Origin of the sequence: Mastigocoleus testarum BC008, from assembly GCF_001456025.1 — a bacterium.
In the GTDB taxonomy this organism is placed as follows: domain Bacteria; phylum Cyanobacteriota; class Cyanobacteriia; order Cyanobacteriales; family Nostocaceae; genus Mastigocoleus; species Mastigocoleus testarum.
On record NZ_LMTZ01000055.1, the window covers coordinates 79785 to 100373 of the forward strand.

The 20589-nt window shown below is 37.2% G+C and carries 9 protein-coding genes; 4 read left to right on the forward strand and 5 right to left on the reverse strand.

Translation table 11 applies throughout. The features are described 5' to 3' along the window. Nucleotides 1-223: 223 nt before the first annotated feature. Together BC008_RS09885 and BC008_RS09890 are read right to left on the reverse strand one after the other, a co-directional pair. Nucleotides 224-2986, reverse strand: coding sequence for an AAA-like domain-containing protein (locus BC008_RS09885; protein ID WP_058183479.1), 2763 nt, complete (start codon nt 2984-2986; stop codon nt 224-226). 75 nt (nt 2987-3061) lie between these two features. Continuing rightward, a complete protein-coding gene (locus BC008_RS09890) occupies nt 3062-4390 on the reverse strand; it encodes an AAA-like domain-containing protein (RefSeq protein ID WP_027845327.1) in 1329 nt (442 codons plus the stop codon). 1402 nt (nt 4391-5792) lie between these two features. Here BC008_RS09890 and BC008_RS09895 point away from each other — a divergent pair. Further along, nucleotides 5793-6668, forward strand: a complete 876-nt coding sequence (locus BC008_RS09895) for a WD40 repeat domain-containing protein (RefSeq protein WP_235595843.1) — start codon at nt 5793-5795, stop codon at nt 6666-6668. Between the two features lie 220 nt (nt 6669-6888). Here the strand turns inward: BC008_RS09895 and BC008_RS09900 are convergent, their stop codons facing one another. Together BC008_RS09900 and BC008_RS09905 are read right to left on the reverse strand one after the other, a co-directional pair. After that, nucleotides 6889-9639, reverse strand: coding sequence for a bifunctional acetate--CoA ligase family protein/GNAT family N-acetyltransferase (locus BC008_RS09900; protein WP_027845326.1), 2751 nt, complete (start codon nt 9637-9639; stop codon nt 6889-6891). A gap of 790 nt (nt 9640-10429) precedes the next feature. After that, nucleotides 10430-13186, reverse strand: a complete 2757-nt coding sequence (locus BC008_RS09905; protein WP_058183481.1) for a PAS domain S-box protein — start codon at nt 13184-13186, stop codon at nt 10430-10432. A 215-nt stretch (nt 13187-13401) separates the two neighbouring features. Between BC008_RS09905 and BC008_RS09910 the strand changes: the two genes are divergently transcribed. Then, a complete protein-coding gene (locus BC008_RS09910; RefSeq protein WP_027844086.1) occupies nt 13402-15090 on the forward strand; it encodes a diaminopimelate decarboxylase family protein in 1689 nt (562 codons plus the stop codon). 36 nt (nt 15091-15126) lie between these two features. Next, nucleotides 15127-15870: a hypothetical protein gene (locus BC008_RS09915; protein WP_058183483.1), complete on the forward strand. Its 744-nt coding sequence runs from the start codon at nt 15127-15129 to the stop codon at nt 15868-15870. Nucleotides 15871-16207: 337 nt separating this feature from the next. On the opposite strand, the gene BC008_RS09920 is transcribed toward BC008_RS09915, so the two are convergent. After that, entirely contained in the window at nt 16208-17407 is a 1200-nt protein-coding gene (locus tag BC008_RS09920) for a hypothetical protein (RefSeq protein ID WP_153009558.1), read from the reverse strand. Nucleotides 17408-18343: 936 nt separating this feature from the next. Between BC008_RS09920 and pflB the strand changes: the two genes are divergently transcribed. Next, nucleotides 18344-20569: a formate C-acetyltransferase gene (gene pflB / locus BC008_RS09925; RefSeq protein ID WP_027844088.1), complete on the forward strand. Its 2226-nt coding sequence runs from the start codon at nt 18344-18346 to the stop codon at nt 20567-20569. The last annotated feature ends 20 nt before the right edge of the window (nt 20570-20589 follow it).

The following is a 20589-nucleotide window of genomic DNA, read 5'->3' on the forward strand; positions in this document are numbered from 1 at the left end:
AATAAGTCTTAAACTTTCAGAGGTAAGAAACCAGAGTATTTCATCTCAATTGACTTTTATTATTGAGAATATAGACTCAATTGGAATATATTTAAAAGTTATTTTTATGGTTTTGTATTTTTATAGTTTTGGGCTACGGATTTACTTATCTTGTGAAACTATCAAGACTACATAGAATATAAAATCTTCTTATTGTTTTTTATCCTATTTTTGCAACACAATCTTATTTTGAGCGATCGACATCAATAGGTACAAAACCAGCCTCTTTAATTAATTCTTTACCTTCATCACTAAGAAATAAGTTGACATAAGCTTCACCAGCCTTTTGGGCTTGACCAGCATCTTTTTTAATAACCACAAAAATTTTCCGAGTAATGGGATAGGAACCATCACTAAAAGCTTTTATATTGGTGGAATAAAAGTTATCTTTACTTCTTGGGGAAATGTAACTGTAATTTTTATTTGTTGCAAGAGAGAGAAGCTTAATTTTTGCTTCCTTTTGGTTGACAACTTGTGAAGCTGTTGCATAACTAATTCCACAAGGACTTATAGATACCTTATGGACAGATTCAGTTGTGCTTTTCACTTCTTCAAAATCTGCAAACTCTTGCTCTGCTAACACATTTTCTTTAAAATAATCTACAGTTCCACCAGCCTTCAAATTACGACTAAAAATCTGAATATTACAATCTTTGTAATTAGAATTTAATTCTTGCCAGTTATTGATTTCCCCAGTAAAAATTTTCCGTAATTCAGATATAGTCAATTCCCCAACAGCTAACCCGGAATTGACATAAACAGCAATTCCATCAATTGCTATCGGTCTAAATTCCATTTCAAATCCTTTTTCTTTAGCCAGTTGGATCTCAAATTCTTTGACAGGTCGAGAAGACTCAGAAAAATCTATTTCTCCATCGATAAGCATTTGAATTCCTGTACCTGAGCCTGGATTATATTTTTTCGACTTTACATATTCTAAATTAAAATTCGGGTGTGCTTTTTTGACTGTAGAAATTATTTTATCAGTGCGCAGCGATGCAAAAGTTGTAGAGCCACCATACTTAAAATTACCTTTCGGAACATTTGGCACTTCAGCCATTTTTCTAGGATGATGTCTCCTGTAAATAAAAGATACAGTGAATAAAATAACAACTACTATAAAAGTAAAAAAATTTAAGTATTTCTGTTTTCTATACTTACGTTTATTTAGTTCTTTACTAACCCAGTCTTGATTGAAAACAATCTCATAAATACCATTCCCAACTACTAGATTTCCCCTCTGATTAACTACCAATCCCAATTTAATCAGCTCTTGCTGCTCAAGGCTATTATTTGTTTTTATCCTTGGTCGCTGTTGCAAAATTTGGCGATAAATTTTTAGTAAATTATTAGTGTTTTTGCTTTTTAATAGTTTTTCACGTATTGTTCTTAGATGTCCCTGCTTATCTTGATGCCAATCCTTAATTATAAATTCATCAACTATTCTAGCTATCCAGCCAGCTTTATCCTCAATCTGCTTCTTGGGAAGTTTATCATCAAGAATGCACTGGAAAATTTTCTGGGTAAGAGCAGGCTCCGCTCTAGTTATATCAGCCGACAATACTCTTCTGATTATAGGTAAGGGATTGTCAAGCTTCCGGAGCAAATTTTCTGCCAATTTAATGGTTTTCCGATCTGCTTGTGTTAAAGTCCCGCGTTTGTCTGCGATCGAACTAGCGATCAAAAACTTATACTCCTTAAGACTAAAATCATCTTTTGGAACTAAGCCTTTATCTTTCAACCACTTCAATCCATAACTAAGTTCTTCTCCATGTAATAGCAGCGAATCATCTTGAGTTTCTAGCCAAGCTCTCAAGGATTCTGCATAAGGTCGAAGCTTATTAAATTCTTGTTTGACCCAATCTTGGTTAAAAACTTCTTTATATATTTGGTTATATACCTGTAATTTCCCTTCGCATTTGACTACTAATCCTGTAAGCCGTAAATTCATCTCTAAATCATAATCATCAGTGCTTGCTCTGCCTGCTTGTAAAATAGAATCATATAATTTTAGCTTCTGGTTTATCTTAGTTTTATCCTTCAAAAGGCGATCGCGAATTGTCTTTAAATGAACTGGTTCATCCTGTGATTCCCAATTTTCAATAATATGCAGCTTGACTATATTTTCAACACTCTGCGCTTCGGCTGCAACAATAATCTTAGATTGATAATCAAGGACTAATTTACAAAGTTTTTGGGTTAGAAAGGGTTGTCCACCCGTCCATCTTAATATTTCTTTAATAACTTTTTGAGGATTTTTTACTTTGCCTTCTAATCCCTTAGCTAACAATTGAGATTCCTCTAACTGAAAACCATTCAATATAATGGTTCTACCAATATTAAAGGGAGTTCGTTTTTTATCCCGAATCAATTCTGATGGGTTTGCTACACCAATAAGGGCAAAGGTTAAACGATGATATTCTGGTCTATAAGTTCTGCGGTTATAGCAACTCCTAATAAAAATAAAAAAATCATCTGTTTTAAAATCTAAGCTAAAAACACTATCAATTTCATCTATAAAAATGACAATATGCTGGCTTATCTGTACAAGCAAAACTTCTTCAATAAAGTCAATAAATCGCTGCATAATAGATAACATCTCATGCTTTCGCCACCAAAGTGGTAGCTCAAACTTTAAGTTAAAACTTTTAGCCAGACTTTGGATGATGTTTGCATACCACTGCTCTGTAGTAACATTTTGGGTTCCAAATACAGATAGATCGATTACAACACAAGCAACATCCTCTGCTTCTAATTTTTTTCGTGTTCGTACCTCCAAGCTAGATTTACCCATTTGACGAGAACCCAGCACATAACAATAATCGCCAGCTTTTAATGCTTCATAGAATTCTCGATCAGCTTGTCTTGATACATAACTAGGAGCATCGGGAGGTAGAGTTGCCCCAGCTTGATAATATTCTTGTGTTTTTTTTATTGATTTTTGCATCTTTTGAAAGTACTCAAAACCACAACTGTCTGAAAAATCAACTTTGTCAAAAAACTGCTAACACAAAGAGTAGATTCAGGGCAAACAGATCTTACTAAGATGAACCTTAAAATAACTGTGGTATAATTGGCAGTTGGGCTTTACATTATTACCCTCTATTTTGACTATTCCCATACTATGTAACTTAAACGCTTGTACTGGATCTAATTGAACCCAATCGTTTTTGAGTACTACATCTTGGAAAGCCGCTGCCAACTTGGGATTTTCTTCGAGTTCTCCTAAATGTTGGCGTAGATAGTTACTATAAATACCAGCTTCTGTGGGAGCTTGTTGCAACAGTTGTTCTAGAGTTACATTTGAATACTTCATGTAATCAAGAGCTAACTGCACTAAATATGGATGTCCTCCTACTAAATTAACTAGTTTATTAACCTGAACATCACTCCAATCCAGTTTATGCTTATGTGCTAAATCTTTTACTTGTTCATGGTTCAACTCCGGTAACTCAACAATTTTACCCACATTAGCCAGAGGTGAGGAATTTATATCCATTGAACTGTAAATATCTGTTGCGTGTACGATAATCAGGCGAAGTTTTTGCCAAGTTTCACTATCGCGATTACCGCGACGGGCTTGCTCGTGCCAACCTCGGAGCAGTACACAGAAATCATTCGCTATTGTAGAATGCTCAAAAACCAAATCCACGTCATCCAAAGCAAGAACCAAAGGGCTGTTGATTTCTTTTAACAGATAATCCTGCAAATAAATTGTGGTATTGTAATTACATCCAAAAAGATCGTTCCAATAATCATCTAGCTTGTTAGGCAACCTTAACTTATTGCTTATAACAGCACAAAACCATTTGGAAAACTTATCTAGTTCAGTGAATATCTTACTATCTGCCAGTTTAAAACTTAAAGTTTCCGTTTCATAACCAATACTTTTGGAATATTGAATAATTCGATCCATTAGCGATGTTTTACCCATATGCTGGGGTGCTTTGATTCGCAGTAGAGCTCCTGGTTTTGCTATCTCCTCATAACAATAACTCTCAATTGGAGGGCGTTCTACATAAAAGGCAGAATCTATACTAACTGGAGAAGTGAAAGATTGCTGTTCGTTATTCTCAACACCCAGATTCAACAGTTCACAATTGACTAATCCAGGTTTGTATTTCGCAAATAAATTGATCAACACAGGACGTTGTGAGTACTGTTGACCAGGAAAATTTTTTAGTTCAAATACTTTGCAAATTCTTTGAACATGTTTTCTAACAGATACTTCTGTTATGTTTTTAGATTTGGCGATCGCTTTATCTGTCTTACCAGATAATATTTCCTGCAATACCTCTTTCTGTCGATGTGTCAACCCCTCAAATGCTTTGTCAAATTTTAGTTTATCCATTATGTATCCTATTATATACAAAAGTCACAATGTGATATTAAATTAGATCGGAAATATCATTATTTCTTTCCTTGAAATGCTATGCATTAGTCAAATATTTCTTAACATCGCTGTAAGTAAGTTAGAGAAAGGGTCGCAAAAGGAAGGAAGAACCAGGATATTGACAAAACTAGATAAAATCTACCCAATTCAAAGGCAAATAAAGTGATAAGGGTAAACTTAGAAGTTGTCCTTGATTAATTCCCAGATTGTGGCGATATCATGCAAGAGTCGTAGTCCTCGCTAAATCGTTCTTACACCAGGTTCTTCATAATTACATCTTTAAGACTACCTGTATCTTTTGTCAAACTCTGTGGAATAAGATTTAACCCTTGGGGAAGACCTGCTCAAAATATTTATTTTTTTAGTGCCGCTAGAATTATTTTCACTCAAAAAAGGGTAATCAATACGTGTTCGGCATGATTTCACAAAAAATATAGTCACAGTGTGATAGCATTCCACATATCAACATCAAGTCTGAAGTCTTGCTAAGTCACTTTGTGACCTGAGGTGGATATTTAATATGTGTATCTTGTGATAAAACTGAAAAAATCTAAAACCACTATTTTGTAAAAGTTTTTTGTACGCACCTTGCGGACAAAAATCTGCCATGTTGTTGCTTATGGTAGAGTCACAACTTTTCTCCCTACTGGTATTGACAATTAACAAAGGAAAATCACAATGTTTGAAATTAAAGTTATCTCTAAACTATTGCCAAATATATCAAACCCTAACTCTAACCTTGATTGAAGACATATGAATAACCTTCAAAATCTTTATACAGCAGAGGTGATGAATTTGTGGACAATTCATCTATCACAAAGATAGTTTGCTCAAAAATGCTAAACCCACCTATAAAAGAGAAAAAAAGCACTAATTTAAATTAATCTTCAGCTATACGAGGTGACTAGTTATATTGCTGAAAATTATTAACAACCTAACACAAAGTATTTCTTCAGAAAAGATTAGTAATTAACGGCTAATGTGAATGAGATTCAGCCTTGTAATATCAAGTATTTCAAGAATCGGCTTAAATCACGTTTGTGATTATTCTCACGAATTTACGTTATCAGGAAAGGCAGAAGTTCGACGGCAGAAGGCAGAAGGACTATGCCGTAGAGCTTCTGGCGACCGGAGGGAGCAAGGGTTTAAGACCCCCACCAAATTTATTTTGGTGGCTTGCAATTGGTAGCGGGTCGGAAGCCCCTACCAATTGCTCCCTTCTGCCCTCTGCCTCCTGCCTTCTGCCTTCTTCACTTCAGCTTCTAATTCACATAAGACGTAATTAGTATTTAAGCATTCCACCCTCAAGGGCATGATTCAGCTTACGGTTTATAGAGTAAAGGAAAGCACAAACGATAAGATGGGTAATTTTCAGGGTGGAGAGATTAAAACTCTCAAGGGGCATAACTCTGATGTTAATAGTGTAGCATTCAGTCCTGACGGTAACATCATTGCCTCTGCTAGTACAGACGGCACTATAAAGTTGTGGAATTTGCAGGGGGAAGAGATTAAAACCCTGTTAGGGCATGAAGGATCGGTCTGGAGCGTAGCATTTAGCCCCAATAGCACCATCATTACTGCCAGTTGGGACAGTACTATTAAGCTATGGGACCTTCAGGGAAATGAGATTAACACTATTCATAATGGGTATAGTTCTATGGTCTTTAGTGTGGTATTTAGCCCTGACGGCAAAACCATCGCTTCTGGTCATGCGGATGGAACGATTAAGCTTTGGAACTTACAGGGATACGTAATTAAGAACCTCGAAGGACATGGCTCTGTGGTCTTTAACGTAGCATTTAGCCCCGACAGTAAAATCATCGCTACTGCTAGTTGGGACAATACTATTAAGCTGTGGAATTTGCAGACACAGGAGATTAAAACCCTAAAGGGGCATACTGGATCTGTGTGGGACGTGGTATTTAATTACAGTGGTAACATTATCGCCACTGCTAGTTACGATAAAACTATAAAGCTTTGGAATTTACAGGGTCATACGATTAAGACCCTCGAAGGACACACTAATAGGGTTAATAGTGTAGCATTTAGCCCCGACAATAACATAGCTTCTGGCAGTAGCGATAACACCGTGAAGCTATGGAATTTACAGGGTCACTTAATTAAAACTCTTAAAGGACACTATTCTGACGTCAATAGCATAGCATTCAGTCCTGACGGTAACACTATCGCCTCTGCTAGTACAGACAGTACTATAAAGCTATGGAATAATTGGTAGTTTTGTAGATGGGATAAAACGGGTTGTGTTGCAAAAATAGGATTAAAAAAAACCCTTATTTGTTACTAGGAAATTGGACTTGACACAAAAAAAGGGGCGTTGCATCAACACGGAATGATTTAAATATATACAAAAAATTCCCCCTTATTTATCAATAGTTTCAGCTTATACAAATTTGGTTTCCCAACCGCAAATATGCAACGCCAAAAATGGAACAGAATTACAGTTGAATTTCTGCTGTTAACACGGAAGGATCCTCTGTACGCTCGATATGAAATCCTAGTTTTTTACAAACATGTTGCATCGCCGTATTTTCAGCCAGAATTTCGGCGCTGATTTTCTTCAGGTGTTCGTCGCGTCCAATTTGCAAAAGTTGTTGTAACAACTCACTTCCGAGTCCCTGACATTGATGGCGATCGCTAATTATGAGAGCAAATTCTGCTTCTCGTTTTCCATTGAGTTTACTCAATCTACCTACAGCCAAAATTTCATGCTGTTGGGTGTGGGGATTTTTGTAATCTGCGACTAAAGCTATTTGTCGGTCGTAGTCAATGAAACATAAACGTGTGAGGCGCTCGTGAGCAATTCTTCGACTTAGTTTAATCAGGTGAAAATAGCGAAAATAAACACTTTCCTCGGAAATTGTGTGATGAAACTTAATTATCAATGGTTCATCTTCAGGACGAATCGGACGAATTTTTACTTTAGTACCATTACGCATTTCCCAAGTATAAATATACTGATTAGGATAGGGACGAATTGCTAGTTTTGGTAGTTGAGTTTCTTTGCTCGATGATTTTTGTAGTACCACCCGAGCATCAAGGGCTAGTAAGGAGTCCCCATTAGCTTGTGCTAACAAAGGATTAATATCAATTTCCTTAATCCAAGATTGTTCTACTACTAATTGACTGAAGCGGACTATTAGCTGTTCTAATGCGGCTAAGTCAACCGATTCTTTACCTCTCACTCCTTGCAAAGCTTTGTATATCCGCGTTTGCTCCATCATTCGACGCGCCAATGTGGTATTTAGGGGAGGTAAACCCAAGGCTCGGTCTTGAAATACTTCTACTAATTCACCACCACAACCAAACAAGAGAACGGGACCGAATTGGGGGTCAATACTACTACCCAAAATTAATTCATAACCGTTTTTCAAATTTATCATCGGTTGAACGGTAACCCCTGCAAAGTGATTTGCTCCCACTTTTTCTGCAACAGAAGACTCAATTGCTTGGTATGCCGTTCTAACTTCATCAGATGTGTGTAAATTTAAACGTACGCCACCAACATCAGTTTTATGGGTAATGGTTTCAGAAAATAGTTTTAATACAACCGGATAGCCAATTTCTTCTGCAACTCTGACAGCTTCCTCTACACCTATAGCAATTCGCGTAGTAACAGTGGGAATACCGTAGGCTCCAAGCAATTCTTTTGACTCGGCTTCGGTAAGTAAAGTTCTTCCAGCTTCGCGGGCTGTATTAATAATTTTGTCCACTAGGGCGCGATCGGGAATATCGGTATCCGCATTATCGGGAAGTACTGGAGTTTCGTAGAGCGATCGCAAATTGTAGCTATAATGCCACATATAATTAAACATTCGCGCCGCTGTATCGGGATAGGGAAAAGTGGGAATAGAGGCTTTGTTGAGAAGTTCCGATCCCGTTTCCACTGCAATATCTCCCATCCAACTAGCTAGCACTGGTTTACCCAGGTGAGCATAATTTTGTAATAGCTGAGCGGTTTGGGTCGGATCGGTCATGGCTTGGGGTGTGAGAATTACCAGCAAACCATCACTTGCAGAGTCTTTGGCTGCAATTTCTAAGGCGCTTGCATAACGACTTGGTTGAGCGTCCCCTAACAAATCAATCGGATTATTATAACTACCATTGGCAGGTAACAACTGCTTGAGATTATTTTTTGTATCTTCAGATAGTTGCGCTAACTCACCTCCACCGGTATTTAAAGCATCGGTAGCAATAACTCCCGGACCTCCTGCATTTGTAAGAATTGTTAGTCGTTTGCCTTTCGGGCGGGGTTGTTTAGCTAAAATTTCTGCCATGTCGAATAGTTCTGAGATGCTATCGACCCTTAAGACCCCACAGCGTCGTAATGCAGCATCTAATACTGCGTCACTTCCCATTAATGCTCCAGTGTGGGAAGCTGCTGCTTTTGCTGCTGCAGCCGTGCGCCCTGATTTTATGAGAATAATTGGTTTTGTTAGAGCTACTTCCCTCGCCGCAGAAAGGAAAGATCGAGCATCACCAATTGCTTCCATGTAAATCACTATACTTTCAGTATTAGGGTCATCACCGAGATAATAAATCAGGTCGCCCCAACCAACATCAAGCATGGAACCAATGGAGATAAAAGCGCTGAAACCCACATGTTCTCTGAAACTCCAGTCAAGAATTGCCGTACAAAGTGCCCCACTTTGACTAATAAATCCGACTTTTCCCGGAAGAGCCATACTGCTAGCAAAAGTAGCATTGACGTTAGTATGGGGATTCATGATACCCAAACAATTGGGACCAATCAAGCGCATACTTCCCCGGCGTAATTGCTGGAGTATTTGTCTTTCTAGTTCTACTCCAGCCTCACCTGTCTCTTTAAAACCTGCTGAAAGTGTTATCGCACCCTTTACTCCTGCATCGATACACTCGCCAATAATCCCTGGGACCGTATGAGCTGGTGTCGCTATAATTGCCAAATCTATGGATTCGGGTAAATCTGAAATTTTTGGGTAAGCCTTTATACCTAGAACGCTGTTGCGTTTAGGATTAATCGGAAAAACTGTCCCCCCAAAAGGATTACGAATCAAATTCCACAGTAGAGTTCGTCCAACACTACCTTCTTTTTCTGTTGCGCCGATAACTGCAATATTCTTAGGTGCAAAAATAGCATCTAGTGGATGATATTCAGAACGCAAAATATCGTAAGCACGGTCGGTAGCATTGGTAAGGCTTTGTGGCATAAATTACTCCTCACTGAAACCATTCTTTCTAGTCAATTAATCTTTATCAGCTAATATTTCAGTTAATCCTTCTATTTGGGAAACGCATACTTATACCAATTTGGAAAAATAATGAGACAGATAGATTTCTATAGAGACGTTGCAGAGCCTGCGGCGTCGGCGTTAGCCTCTGCAACGTCTCTACCGGAGAATCTGTTGCAATGATTTATCGAATTGGTATTATCTGCATATATTATGCAAACAATAAGCTGTAACTATAGTCTGTCAAAGCATTATGTAAGCCATTAAATTTAGGTAGTAAAGGTTTAGCGTAAACCGGCTAACTACTGATAAATAATACTGATAACTATAGCCCGTAAGGACGTGGCGTTCGCTGTTAACTGTTAGTTAATTACTGTTCTTTTTTGCCGTTGACTACTCACTTATAATTGTGTGGCTGGGGGCAGTATTTGCACTAAAATCTCAATATTCTAAAGTTTATAGTTCCCTCAGGATAATTAAATTAGGGAAAACGCAATTTACTGTGAAATTACTCCTCAAAGGCTTAACTTACTATTTTTCTGCCTTGGTGCTGAACTGTTTTCCGTTATTTCCTAACGCCTCTTTGATTTTAATAGAAATATCAACTAAGTGTTAAAGATTTTGGTGACCTTAATTAATTTTTTATTTTTGCTCTTAACTCAAATATTTTCCTTTTCTACTGACGACGGGAATGCTGTGAAAGCTTTGTGCGAAAATAGTTTTAAAATCAAGAAGTAATTCTTGCTGAGTAATTCTTGTTGAGTAATTCTTAATGAGTAATTGGAATTTCAATTATAAATTCAGTTCCTTGACCACAATTAGATTGGCAAGATAACTTGCCACCGTGTTTTTCAACAATAATTTGATAGCTAATAGATAATCCTAATCCCGTACCATTACCAATATCCTTAGTAGTAAAAAAAGGCTCAAATAAACGATCTTGAATATCTTGGGAAATCCCAGGACCATTATCGGTAATTCTAATTGTGACACTGTTATCTGAAATTCTTTCAGTGGCAATATTTATGTAGCAAGGATAAACGTTAATTCCTGCAAAAGTCAGTGTTTTACTATACTCATCCAGAGCATCAATTGCATTGTTGAGAATATTCATAAATACTTGATTTAACTGGCTGGGGTAACAATCTACCAAAGGTAAGTTGTCATATCGCTTCGCGACTGTAATTTCTGGACGATTGGGTTGAGCTTTCAAGCGATTGCGTAAAATCATCAAAGTGCTATCAATTCCATCATGAATATTCACCTTTTTGAATTCAGATTCATCTAAGCGAGAAAAATTGCGTAGAGAAATGACAATTTCCTTAATCCGGCGCGTTCCCTCTTGCATTGAATCTAGCAGTTTTGTTAAATCCTGTTCGAGAAAATCAAGTTCTATAGTTTCTATCTTTTCTTGGATTACCTGTGGGGGTTCGGGATAACATTGTTGATAGAGTTTCACTAATCCGAGTAAATCTTGGAAGTATGAGGAAGCCGGATTCAAATTTCCATAAACAAAACTGACAGGATTATTGATCTCATGGGCTATCCCTGCTACCATCTGACCCAAACTGGACATTTTTTCACTGTGAATTAGTTGAGTTTGGGTGTAACGAAGTTCAAACAGACTTTTTTCCAATTCTTCTGCTTGTTGCTTTAGTTGTAGTTCTACTTGCTTGCGTTCGCGAATGTCTCGACTGATGCTAGCTGTATAAAGATGTTCTTGAGTTTGTTGATCACGAATCAGAAAAATACTACTTTCGATTTCAATAATTTCACCAGTCAAACAGTGTTTGAGAAGTAATTCTCCTTGCCAAGATCCAGTTTTCAAAAGGGTTGGTTGCACATCTTGTAAGATATACTGCCATATCTCAGGAGAATATATTTTTCTAAAAGTTTCATTTTTAACTTGACAATAGTCACTAATACCCAGAAGTTTACAACCCGCAGCATTGATATAAAGTAATTCATTGTCCGGTGAGGCAATTGTAATTAAATCGTGACTGTGTTCAATCAGGGCGATTAACTTTTGCTCTTCTACTTTTGCCTGCAATAGCTGCTCTGTACGTTTTTCAACTCTAAACTCTAATTCTTCATTTAATTGTTTCAATGCTGCATCTGCATTTTTACGTTCCGTAATATCACGAGCAATTGCGCAACTGTATTCTTTATCATTAAACTTTAAATAATTAGCACTGATTTCTACAGGAAACTGCTTGCCACTTTTTGTTTGCAAAATAGACTCAGGATTTAAAAATTTTTCCTGTTTTAGTTGATCCCAAATTTTTGACCAATTATCTCGAGGTAATGTGATATCAACATCGAACACGCTCATATTCAGGAGTTCTGCTTGGGAATAACCAAGAATATGGCAAGAAGCCTCGTTTACGTAAGAAAAATTTCCCAGGGAATCAACTAAGAATACACAGTCTTGAACTCGGTTTAGGGCAAATTGGATTAGTTGTAAACTTTCTTCTGCTTGTTTGCGTTTGGTGATATCTTCATAGGTTCCAAGAATCCCCACCACATGTTCTTCAGTATTTCGCAGTGGTATTGTATTGGTGTTTGCCCAAAATTCTTGTCCATCTGCTTGCTTTTGAGTCTCAACAATATTTAATTGTGCAAAACCTGTTTGCAAAACCTGTCGTTCCCGTTCCCATTTATGGGAAAAATTAAACTGGGAATCTTCCCAAGATAAGTCATTATCAGTCAAACCAATAATATTTTCTGGTTTCTCAACACCAGATATGCGTGCAAAGTTACTGTTACAGCCAAGATAAACAGAATTACAGTCTTTCCAGAAAATAGACTGGGGGATATTATCTATTACCAGTTGTAGGAACTGTTGTGATTCTCGTAATTTTATCTCAGTTTGATGGCGCGCGATCGCTGTACCCAAAGTACCAACAGCAGACTTTAATACCAACTGTTGACATTCTGACCATTGATGTTCTATGTGACAATTATCAAAACCGATAAATCCCCAAAATTTATTCTTTATCTGAATTGGCATCACAAAAATTGAGTGTATACCTTGGGATGTAAGAATCTCTTTCTCGCTATCTGGAAAATCTTTAATAATTCCAACAATAGCATCGCCTTGAGAAAGGAGTTCATACCAACGCGGACAAAAATCCTTATAGGGAAGATTTTTTAATAATGGGTTATTAATCTGTGATTTAATTCCAGGTGCAACCCATTCCCAATTCTGTGTCATTTGTGGTTCGCCAGTTTCAGGGTGAAGAGAATTTTCAAAGATGTATACCCGATCCACAACAGTAGCTTTTCCTAAAGCCGCCAAAGCAGCGTCGATAGAATCATCATAATTAGTTACAGATAACAGACAATTAGCCGCAGTTGCAACCCCACTCAATAGTCGATTACGTTCTTCTAAATCTTGCCAAATTTCCTGTTGTTCGCTACGTATTTGAAAAGATTCTAGTCTTCCAAGCTTTTCCCGCAAGCTCGTAACTTCTTGCAGGAGAAAAAAGTAACTATTTTTATCTAGGTTAACGAAATCATCTGCCATAAAGCTATCAACTGTAGGGCAACACACATAAACATATTATGCATCCCCATGAATAGATGATGTTAATTTCTGATTTTAATGATTAATTGGTTATTTCAAAATTATTAGTTTATAAAACTAACCAAGTATTTGTAAGTCTTTAACAAAGTATTGGTAAGTTTTTTTGTTTTTCCTGAAATTATACTAAAAAGCGACGGCAAAGTATTGAGATAAGTATGATGCGACAAATGGAAACCTGGTCAGCCAAAATCGATATGCGCGACCTGAGTGCTACTTATGGAACACCACTGTATATATTTAATCGCGCTCAACTCAGGCGTAATTTTATAATTTATGCTGAGTTGTTGAAGTCTACTTCGAACGTCTTCTATCCAGTCAAGACCAACCCTTCTATGGCTGTACTTGAGACTTTAGCTGCGGAGGGTAGTGGAGTTGACTGTGCGACTGGTCATGAAATCTTTTTAGCTCGTCTGGCTGGAATTCCCGTTTCTCGAATTAGTTACTACTCTCCTGCTCCAGATATTTGTCTTGCAGAGAACCTTTTAAAGGCTGGCGCTTCAGTTGTTCTTGATGCACCATCCCATATTCGGAAACTGGAAGAGCGTCTAAATGACCAAAAATTCCCTGGAAAACTTTTTCTTCGAGTGAATCCTGGTAATTTACCAGGTTACTTGGAGTATGCAGAATACCAACGTTACACTGCCCACAGTTCCCCTTTAAGTCAGTTTGGTATAGCCTCTGAGGAAGTAATTTTTTGCTTGCAGCAGACACATCTTACTTTCTCCGGACTCCATGTACATGTGGGGACTCAAATGGATAATCTGGAGATATTCGAAGTCTGTCTAGATTTCTTGCACGATCTAGCAGATATCATTAACGAAAATACTTCCCATTCAATTGAAATACTCAATCTTGGTGGTGGACTGGGGATCCCCGGTCGCCAGGAAGAAGATTATCCTTCTCTAACTTCTTTTACCAAAATTTTTGCATCTCTGATGCAAGATAGATTTACATATCGCTTAGAACCTGGAAATTCTTTAGTAGGAGATACTATCGGTCTTCTCACGCGGGTAGTTACAAGAAAGACTACTAGGGGACGTGGATGGGGAATTATAGATGTGGGTACTAATCAGCTTCTGAAAGTAACAATGGCAGGTTTTGGACAGACAGTACTCAATGCAGAACATTCTCCTCTTCCCCGGGGTGGTTCAGATGCAATAGCTGGTCCTCTTTGCTTTGCTGGAGATGTAATTCTTGATCGCACAGACTTGACAGGGATACAAGAAGGAGATCCACTCTTTCTCACCCACTGCGGCTCTTATTGTAGTGCGATCGGTAGTCGCTTCAATGGTTATAAAACACCCGGTCTTCTGATGATGGAAGAAGATAAAGTATTGGGTCTTGTTCAGTCCCATGAGGATCTCTGTTGGGAACCAGATTTGCAATCCTTTAAACCCGATATTCTCAAATCTGTAGACGAATCATTTGCTATTCCTATTGAAAAGGTAGAGAAAATGCAGAGTGAATACCTTAAGGAGAAACAACATAAAGATAACTACCGCTTTGTGTCATTTAAAAAAGTTGCACCAGGGACCTATGATGTGAGTGTGGATGTGCGATCGCCAGTTTCTTTCATTTCTGGGCCTTTTGCTCTACGTATTATTGGGGATGCTGCAATTGTAGCCACAATTCAAGAACTTGGTAAAGAAAGTAAAGATATCTCTGTGTGGGGTAACCGCTTTACTCTATCCCTTGACGGTATATTGAGAGCTAATCGGATTCAAAAATGTCAAATTAGCTTGAGTCCTTTCATTAAATCTCTAGGTGATAAGACTCGAAACTGTTGGGCTAATTGGTCCCTTGGTGATGGACGTTTCTTTGGTAGTATTCTGATTACGATCTGAAGCAGTGATCGTCCCAAAATAATCGAGTACTCAAAAATGGGATACTCAAAAGTAGATATCTTATTTTTGGACAGCTTCAGGGGGAAAAATAAAATGGGGATGCGACTGGAAGGAAAATTTTTCGCAATACTTGCATTAGTGCTATTTTCCCTCAGCAGCTGTTCAATAAAAGTCAATTATGGTGAATCGAGTAATTCAAATAAAAGCGTATCGAATGTTGACTATACTCAATTACGTCCTTTACTCAATAGTGAAAGAATAAAGTCAAAATTTGGCAGCTATGGGATTGAAGTTTTAGAATCTGGGGAAAAAATAAGAGTATCAAACTTATACAGTATTAGTCATGATCGCAAGACTACTCGAACCCTTGCGATTGTACGTTATCCAGATATCGTCGATCCACTTTTTGCCAAAGAGCACAACGAAATACTTGGAGGAGAGTCCATTGGGGCGGTTTTTAAGAGAAATGGATGGAAAATTGATAAACGTCATCAGTATTTTGGGAATATAAATGCTTCAGAAGATTTAGCACCTGTGTACAAATTATTTGGTGAAATTACCCCAACCCAATTAGCAATTCACATCTATTCATTTTTCATTAGAAAAAATCGTTCTGAGTTTCTTTATGCAAGAATTGCTGAAATTCACCATCCCAAATACCTTACTCTAAAAGAATTAAAAGAAATCTACCGTGTAGATTTTGAAAAATATCAACAAACAAGTGATGAAGTTCGTAATTTCCTTAGAGTTATAGATAATAAAATTAAAACATTAAATTGATAAACACTTTCTAAAAATGGTAATTTTCTCAAGCTTTAATGATTAAGTTGAAATTTTATCTCTTAATTCTATAATCCAAATTCATCTAAAGCCTCAAAAAATTACTTATAAGTTCGAAGTTTTACTTTTTATCCTGCATTATATATCTTTACTAGGATTTGTGTCAGTTTGATTTTAAAATTAGGATTTTAATGAAGTTACAAAATTGTTACTCAAATGATTTTCTGCTATCTCAGAATTTATTACAGTGGAGTTTGATTTGAATTGAATACAAATCAGAAGCGGAGTGAATTTTATTCGTAATGACTAAAAATCAAGTAGATTGTCGAATATAAAATCAGATATTCGAGTTATCCAATTTAATTACGATATCGTTATCATCATTGTCAAGTTGATAGTTGAAACCGAAGACATTACCATCAAGTAGTTTAATGCGATCTAAGCCATCACCACCAATAGCACCAGCATAGGAAAAGTAAACTTTTGCGTTACCTTTTTGTACTTCTGCGAGACTTCCTTCTTCTATAACTAAAGGAACGATTAACGAACCAGCATCCAATTGAAGAGTTCCACTTTCTATCTTATGAGCGCTGTTAGAAAAGTTGGGGAAGATGATATTATTCAGTGCAGCTTCCACATAACCATTCTCAGTTGGTGCTAAACCTTCTACAGTACCATTAATATCGTCAACGACATAGAAGTAAACTTCATGTTTACAGTTGTTTTTTCTAACAATACTATAATTAATTATTATTTCATCAGTTAAGGTATTTAGACCATCTTCCTGAATTAAGTTGGCAGTAACATCAGCAGGTAATATTTCTACTTCTTCCTGACTTGGGATTGATTCGGGTAAGTCTTCCTCGAAAGTTAAACTGCGATCGCACTCTAATTCCAAGATAGGGGTCTTACTATCCCAAATACCATTTTGCTCAATCCAGTTTCTAACAAACTCTACGGATTCAGAAAAATCCATTGCAGTTCCAATCCCAGTCTCAATCATAGACCAGAAATCATCTTCATCTCCCCCCAACACATCCAAAGATGACCTAATGCAATTCATAGTAATTTGACTATTCTTAAGTTCCTGCTTAATTAATTCATTTTCTGTTTGATTTATTTCACAATTTTCTGTGACGAGATCTGCAAGAACGCTTACATCTAGCTTACTGTACTCTTCTTCAGCAGATATCCAACTTGGGGACTCGGCTTGTAAACCATAATCGTACAAGTTAAAGAATTGATCGCTGTCTTCCGGGTGCGAATTAGTAACATTTTCAGCCAAGACTTCAACTGTATTGGAACCGTTTTTTAGCAAGTTATATATCTCATTATACCCTTCATTGAGGAGTGTCTTGTAACCATCTTCACTAACATATTTGAAGTCATTTTTATCGAAACTAGTACTAAACCAAGAATCTGGTTGGGTCTGATTTAAGATTTTACGACCAATGTCGATCTGTTCCTCTATGGTTGGCAAACTCGCAAACTTGTTATTTTCACTATTTTCAATTGCAAACATAAAACTCTTACTCACAGTAGATATTTCCCTTGACTTATTTGCTTATACTTAAAATAATAAGCAGGCCGCAAGAGCTAAATATCATACTTTGTTGTGATCTCTGTCACTGCAAAAATCACAACTATTTGAAAAATCGCTTATAGAAACATTTGAGAACTAATTTTTTAGTTCTCCCAAGCTTGTTGAATCTTTTTTTTTACATCGGTAAAGACAACACAAGTATTTTTCTTTAAACCAGTAATAATACTAGTTTACTTGGTTATCTTTATGGAAAATGAAGAGATTTATATCATTGATAATAGCATTGAATAGTAGATAAATCACGGTTTTTACAAAAATAAATCAACTTTGAAGGCTAATGGCAGATATTTTTTGGATAAAAGTATTTTGGGATACATTTTTTCTCTTCAGACTGAATCAAAAATAATCAATTTCGTATTACATAAGACTATACATGTTTTATGGATATTGGCTTTGGTATTTGTTCTACGAAAACTAAATATTAGTAAATTAAAATTGGTATATTTCAATAATTATTCATAGTTAGAGCAGTATCTAATAAGATATCGGTTGCGTAAATATTTTTTTGGGAAGGACGATAGGTGTAGCCAGACGCCTGAACGGCAGATCGCAGCCAAATCAAACAAAAAAACAATAATTGCTTAAGTGTGTCACAATAAAAGCGTCACATCACCTCACAAGTTCCTCACGTTTTTTATTTACAACGGAATTATAGAAGAATGTTGGAGTTTTTAAGGGATAAACTAGGACAAGCATTCAAAACTGTTTTTATCCACAAGCCGACTTGTTTACTGATTTTTTGGGTTGCACATTTTTATTTTCTACCTCAAAGCTTTAATGTCTAGAACTCATCATCGGAAAATTCGTGTGCAATAATTTTACTTTTTTGCTCGTCATCAAATAAATATATACTGCTAGAGAGTCGAAAAAATGAAACAATGGCATGGGTTTCAACCTGGCAAATGGATGAAGGGAATCAATGTACGTGACTTTATCCAAAATAACTACACACCCTATTTGGGAGATGAGTCTTTTTTAAAAAGTGCAACACAACGGACTCAAACTCTCTGGAGTCAGGTGAATAATCTGATGAAAGCGGAGCGAGACAAGGGGATTTTAGATACTGACACGGAAATTGTTTCGACAATTACTGCTCATGCACCGGGCTTTATTGATCGTGAACTGGAACAAATTGTAGGTTTACAAACAGATAAACCCCTCAAACGTGCAATTATGCCTTTTGGTGGCGTTCGAGTGGTGAGATCATCCCTAGAAGCTTACGGCTATAAGCTTAGTCCTAAGACCGAAGAGATTTTTACTAAATATCGTAAAAGCCATAATGACGGAGTTTTTGATGCTTATACAAGGGAAATGCGTCTAGCACGACATTCCGGTATTATCACAGGTTTACCTGATGCTTACGGTAGGGGTCGAATTATTGGTGACTATCGTCGAGTAGCTTTATACGGTGTTGATCGCTTAATTGATGATAAGAAGGAACAACTCTCATCTCTGGAAGTTGATACAATGGAATCTTCTATCATTCAACTCCGAGAAGAGATTAATGAGCAAATAAAAGCCTTGTTTGAATTTAAGAAGATGGCTTCTAGCTACGGGTTTGATATCAGTTACCCCGCTAGCAATGCTCAAGAAGCAGTACAATGGCTTTACTTTGGTTATCTTGCAGCAGTCAAAGAACAAAACGGTGCTGCAATGTCTTTAGGAAGAGTTTCGACCTTCTTAGATATTTACTTCGAACGGGATTTACAACAAGGTAAAGTAACCGAACAGCAATTGCAAGAGCTTATCGACCACTTCGTAATGAAGTTGCGAATGGTACGTTTTTTGCGGACTCCAGAATACAACCAATTATTCTCCGGAGATCCCACCTGGGTAACTGAATGTATTGGTGGAATGGGTGAAGATGGTAGAACTCTAGTCACTAAGAATAGCTTCCGCATTCTTAATACTCTGTACAATTTAGGAGCAGCACCAGAGCCTAATTTAACTGTATTGTGGTCGGAACGCTTACCGAAACCATTCAAGCAGTTCTGTACTAACGTTTCTATAAATACTAGTTCAATCCAGTATGAGAATGACGATTTGATGCGTCCTTACTGGGGTGATGATTACGGTATCGCTTGCTGTGTCTCTGGAATGCGAATTGGTAAGCAAATGCAATTCTTTGGCGCACGGGTTAATCTTGCTAAGTGTTTGTTGTACGCAATAAACGGTGGTAAAGATGAAAAATCCGGCGACCAAGTTGCGCCTGCTTTTGCACCAATTACTTCAGATTACCTTGACTATGAAGAGGTAATAAGCAGATTTGATTTGATGTTAGATTGGTTAGCAAAAACCTACATCAATACCCTTAATGTCATCCACTACATGCACGATAAATACTGCTACGAACGGATAGAGATGGCGTTACACGATCGTGATGTCTTTCGGACAATGGCTTGCGGTATGGCTGGTTTATCAGTAGTTGCAGATTCCCTAGCCGCGATTAAATATGCCAAAGTGAAAGTCTTACGGGATGAGGAAGGATTGGTTGTAGATTATCAGATAGAGGGCGATTTTCCTAAATATGGAAATAATGATGACCAGGCTGATGATATTGCTGCTGGTTTAATTACTAATTTTATGAAAAAATTGCGGCAGCATAAAACCTATCGTAATGCTTTACCAACTCAATCAATATTAACCATCACCTCTAATGTAGTCTACGGTAAGAAAACAGGTGCTACTCCAGATGGGAGAAAAGCTGGAGAACCCTTTGCTCCAGGTGCGAATCCCATGCACGGAAGAGATACAAAAGGCGCGATCGCTTCTCTTGCATCGGTGGCTAAACTTCCCTACGAATACTCTCAAGATGGTATCTCTAATACCTTTTCTATTGTTCCTAGTGCACTAGGGAAACTTCCAGAAGACAGAGTAAATAACTTGGTAGGAATGCTTGATGGTTACTTCCATGATGGCGGACATCATATTAATGTTAATGTCCTGAATCGGGAAATGTTATTAGATGCAATGGAACATCCTGAAGAATATCCGCAGTTAACGATTAGAGTTTCGGGTTACGCGGTGAATTTCATTAAACTAACGCGAGAACAACAACTAGATGTTGTGAAGCGGACATTCCACGAAAGAATGTAAATAGATAAATGTAGAGATGT

Coding starts and splice junctions, on each gene's coding strand:
- BC008_RS09885 (WP_058183479.1), bottom strand. CDS start 2,986: ATGCAAAAATCAATAAAAAAAACACAAGAATATTATCAAGCTGGGGCA.
- BC008_RS09890 (WP_027845327.1), bottom strand. CDS start 4,390: ATGGATAAACTAAAATTTGACAAAGCATTTGAGGGGTTGACACATCGA.
- BC008_RS09895 (WP_235595843.1), top strand. CDS start 5,793: ATGGGTAATTTTCAGGGTGGAGAGATTAAAACTCTCAAGGGGCATAAC.
- BC008_RS09900 (WP_027845326.1), bottom strand. CDS start 9,639: ATGCCACAAAGCCTTACCAATGCTACCGACCGTGCTTACGATATTTTG.
- BC008_RS09905 (WP_058183481.1), bottom strand. CDS start 13,186: ATGGCAGATGATTTCGTTAACCTAGATAAAAATAGTTACTTTTTTCTC.
- BC008_RS09910 (WP_027844086.1), top strand. CDS start 13,402: ATGATGCGACAAATGGAAACCTGGTCAGCCAAAATCGATATGCGCGAC.
- BC008_RS09915 (WP_058183483.1), top strand. CDS start 15,127: ATGGGATACTCAAAAGTAGATATCTTATTTTTGGACAGCTTCAGGGGG.
- pflB (WP_027844088.1), top strand. CDS start 18,344: ATGAAACAATGGCATGGGTTTCAACCTGGCAAATGGATGAAGGGAATC.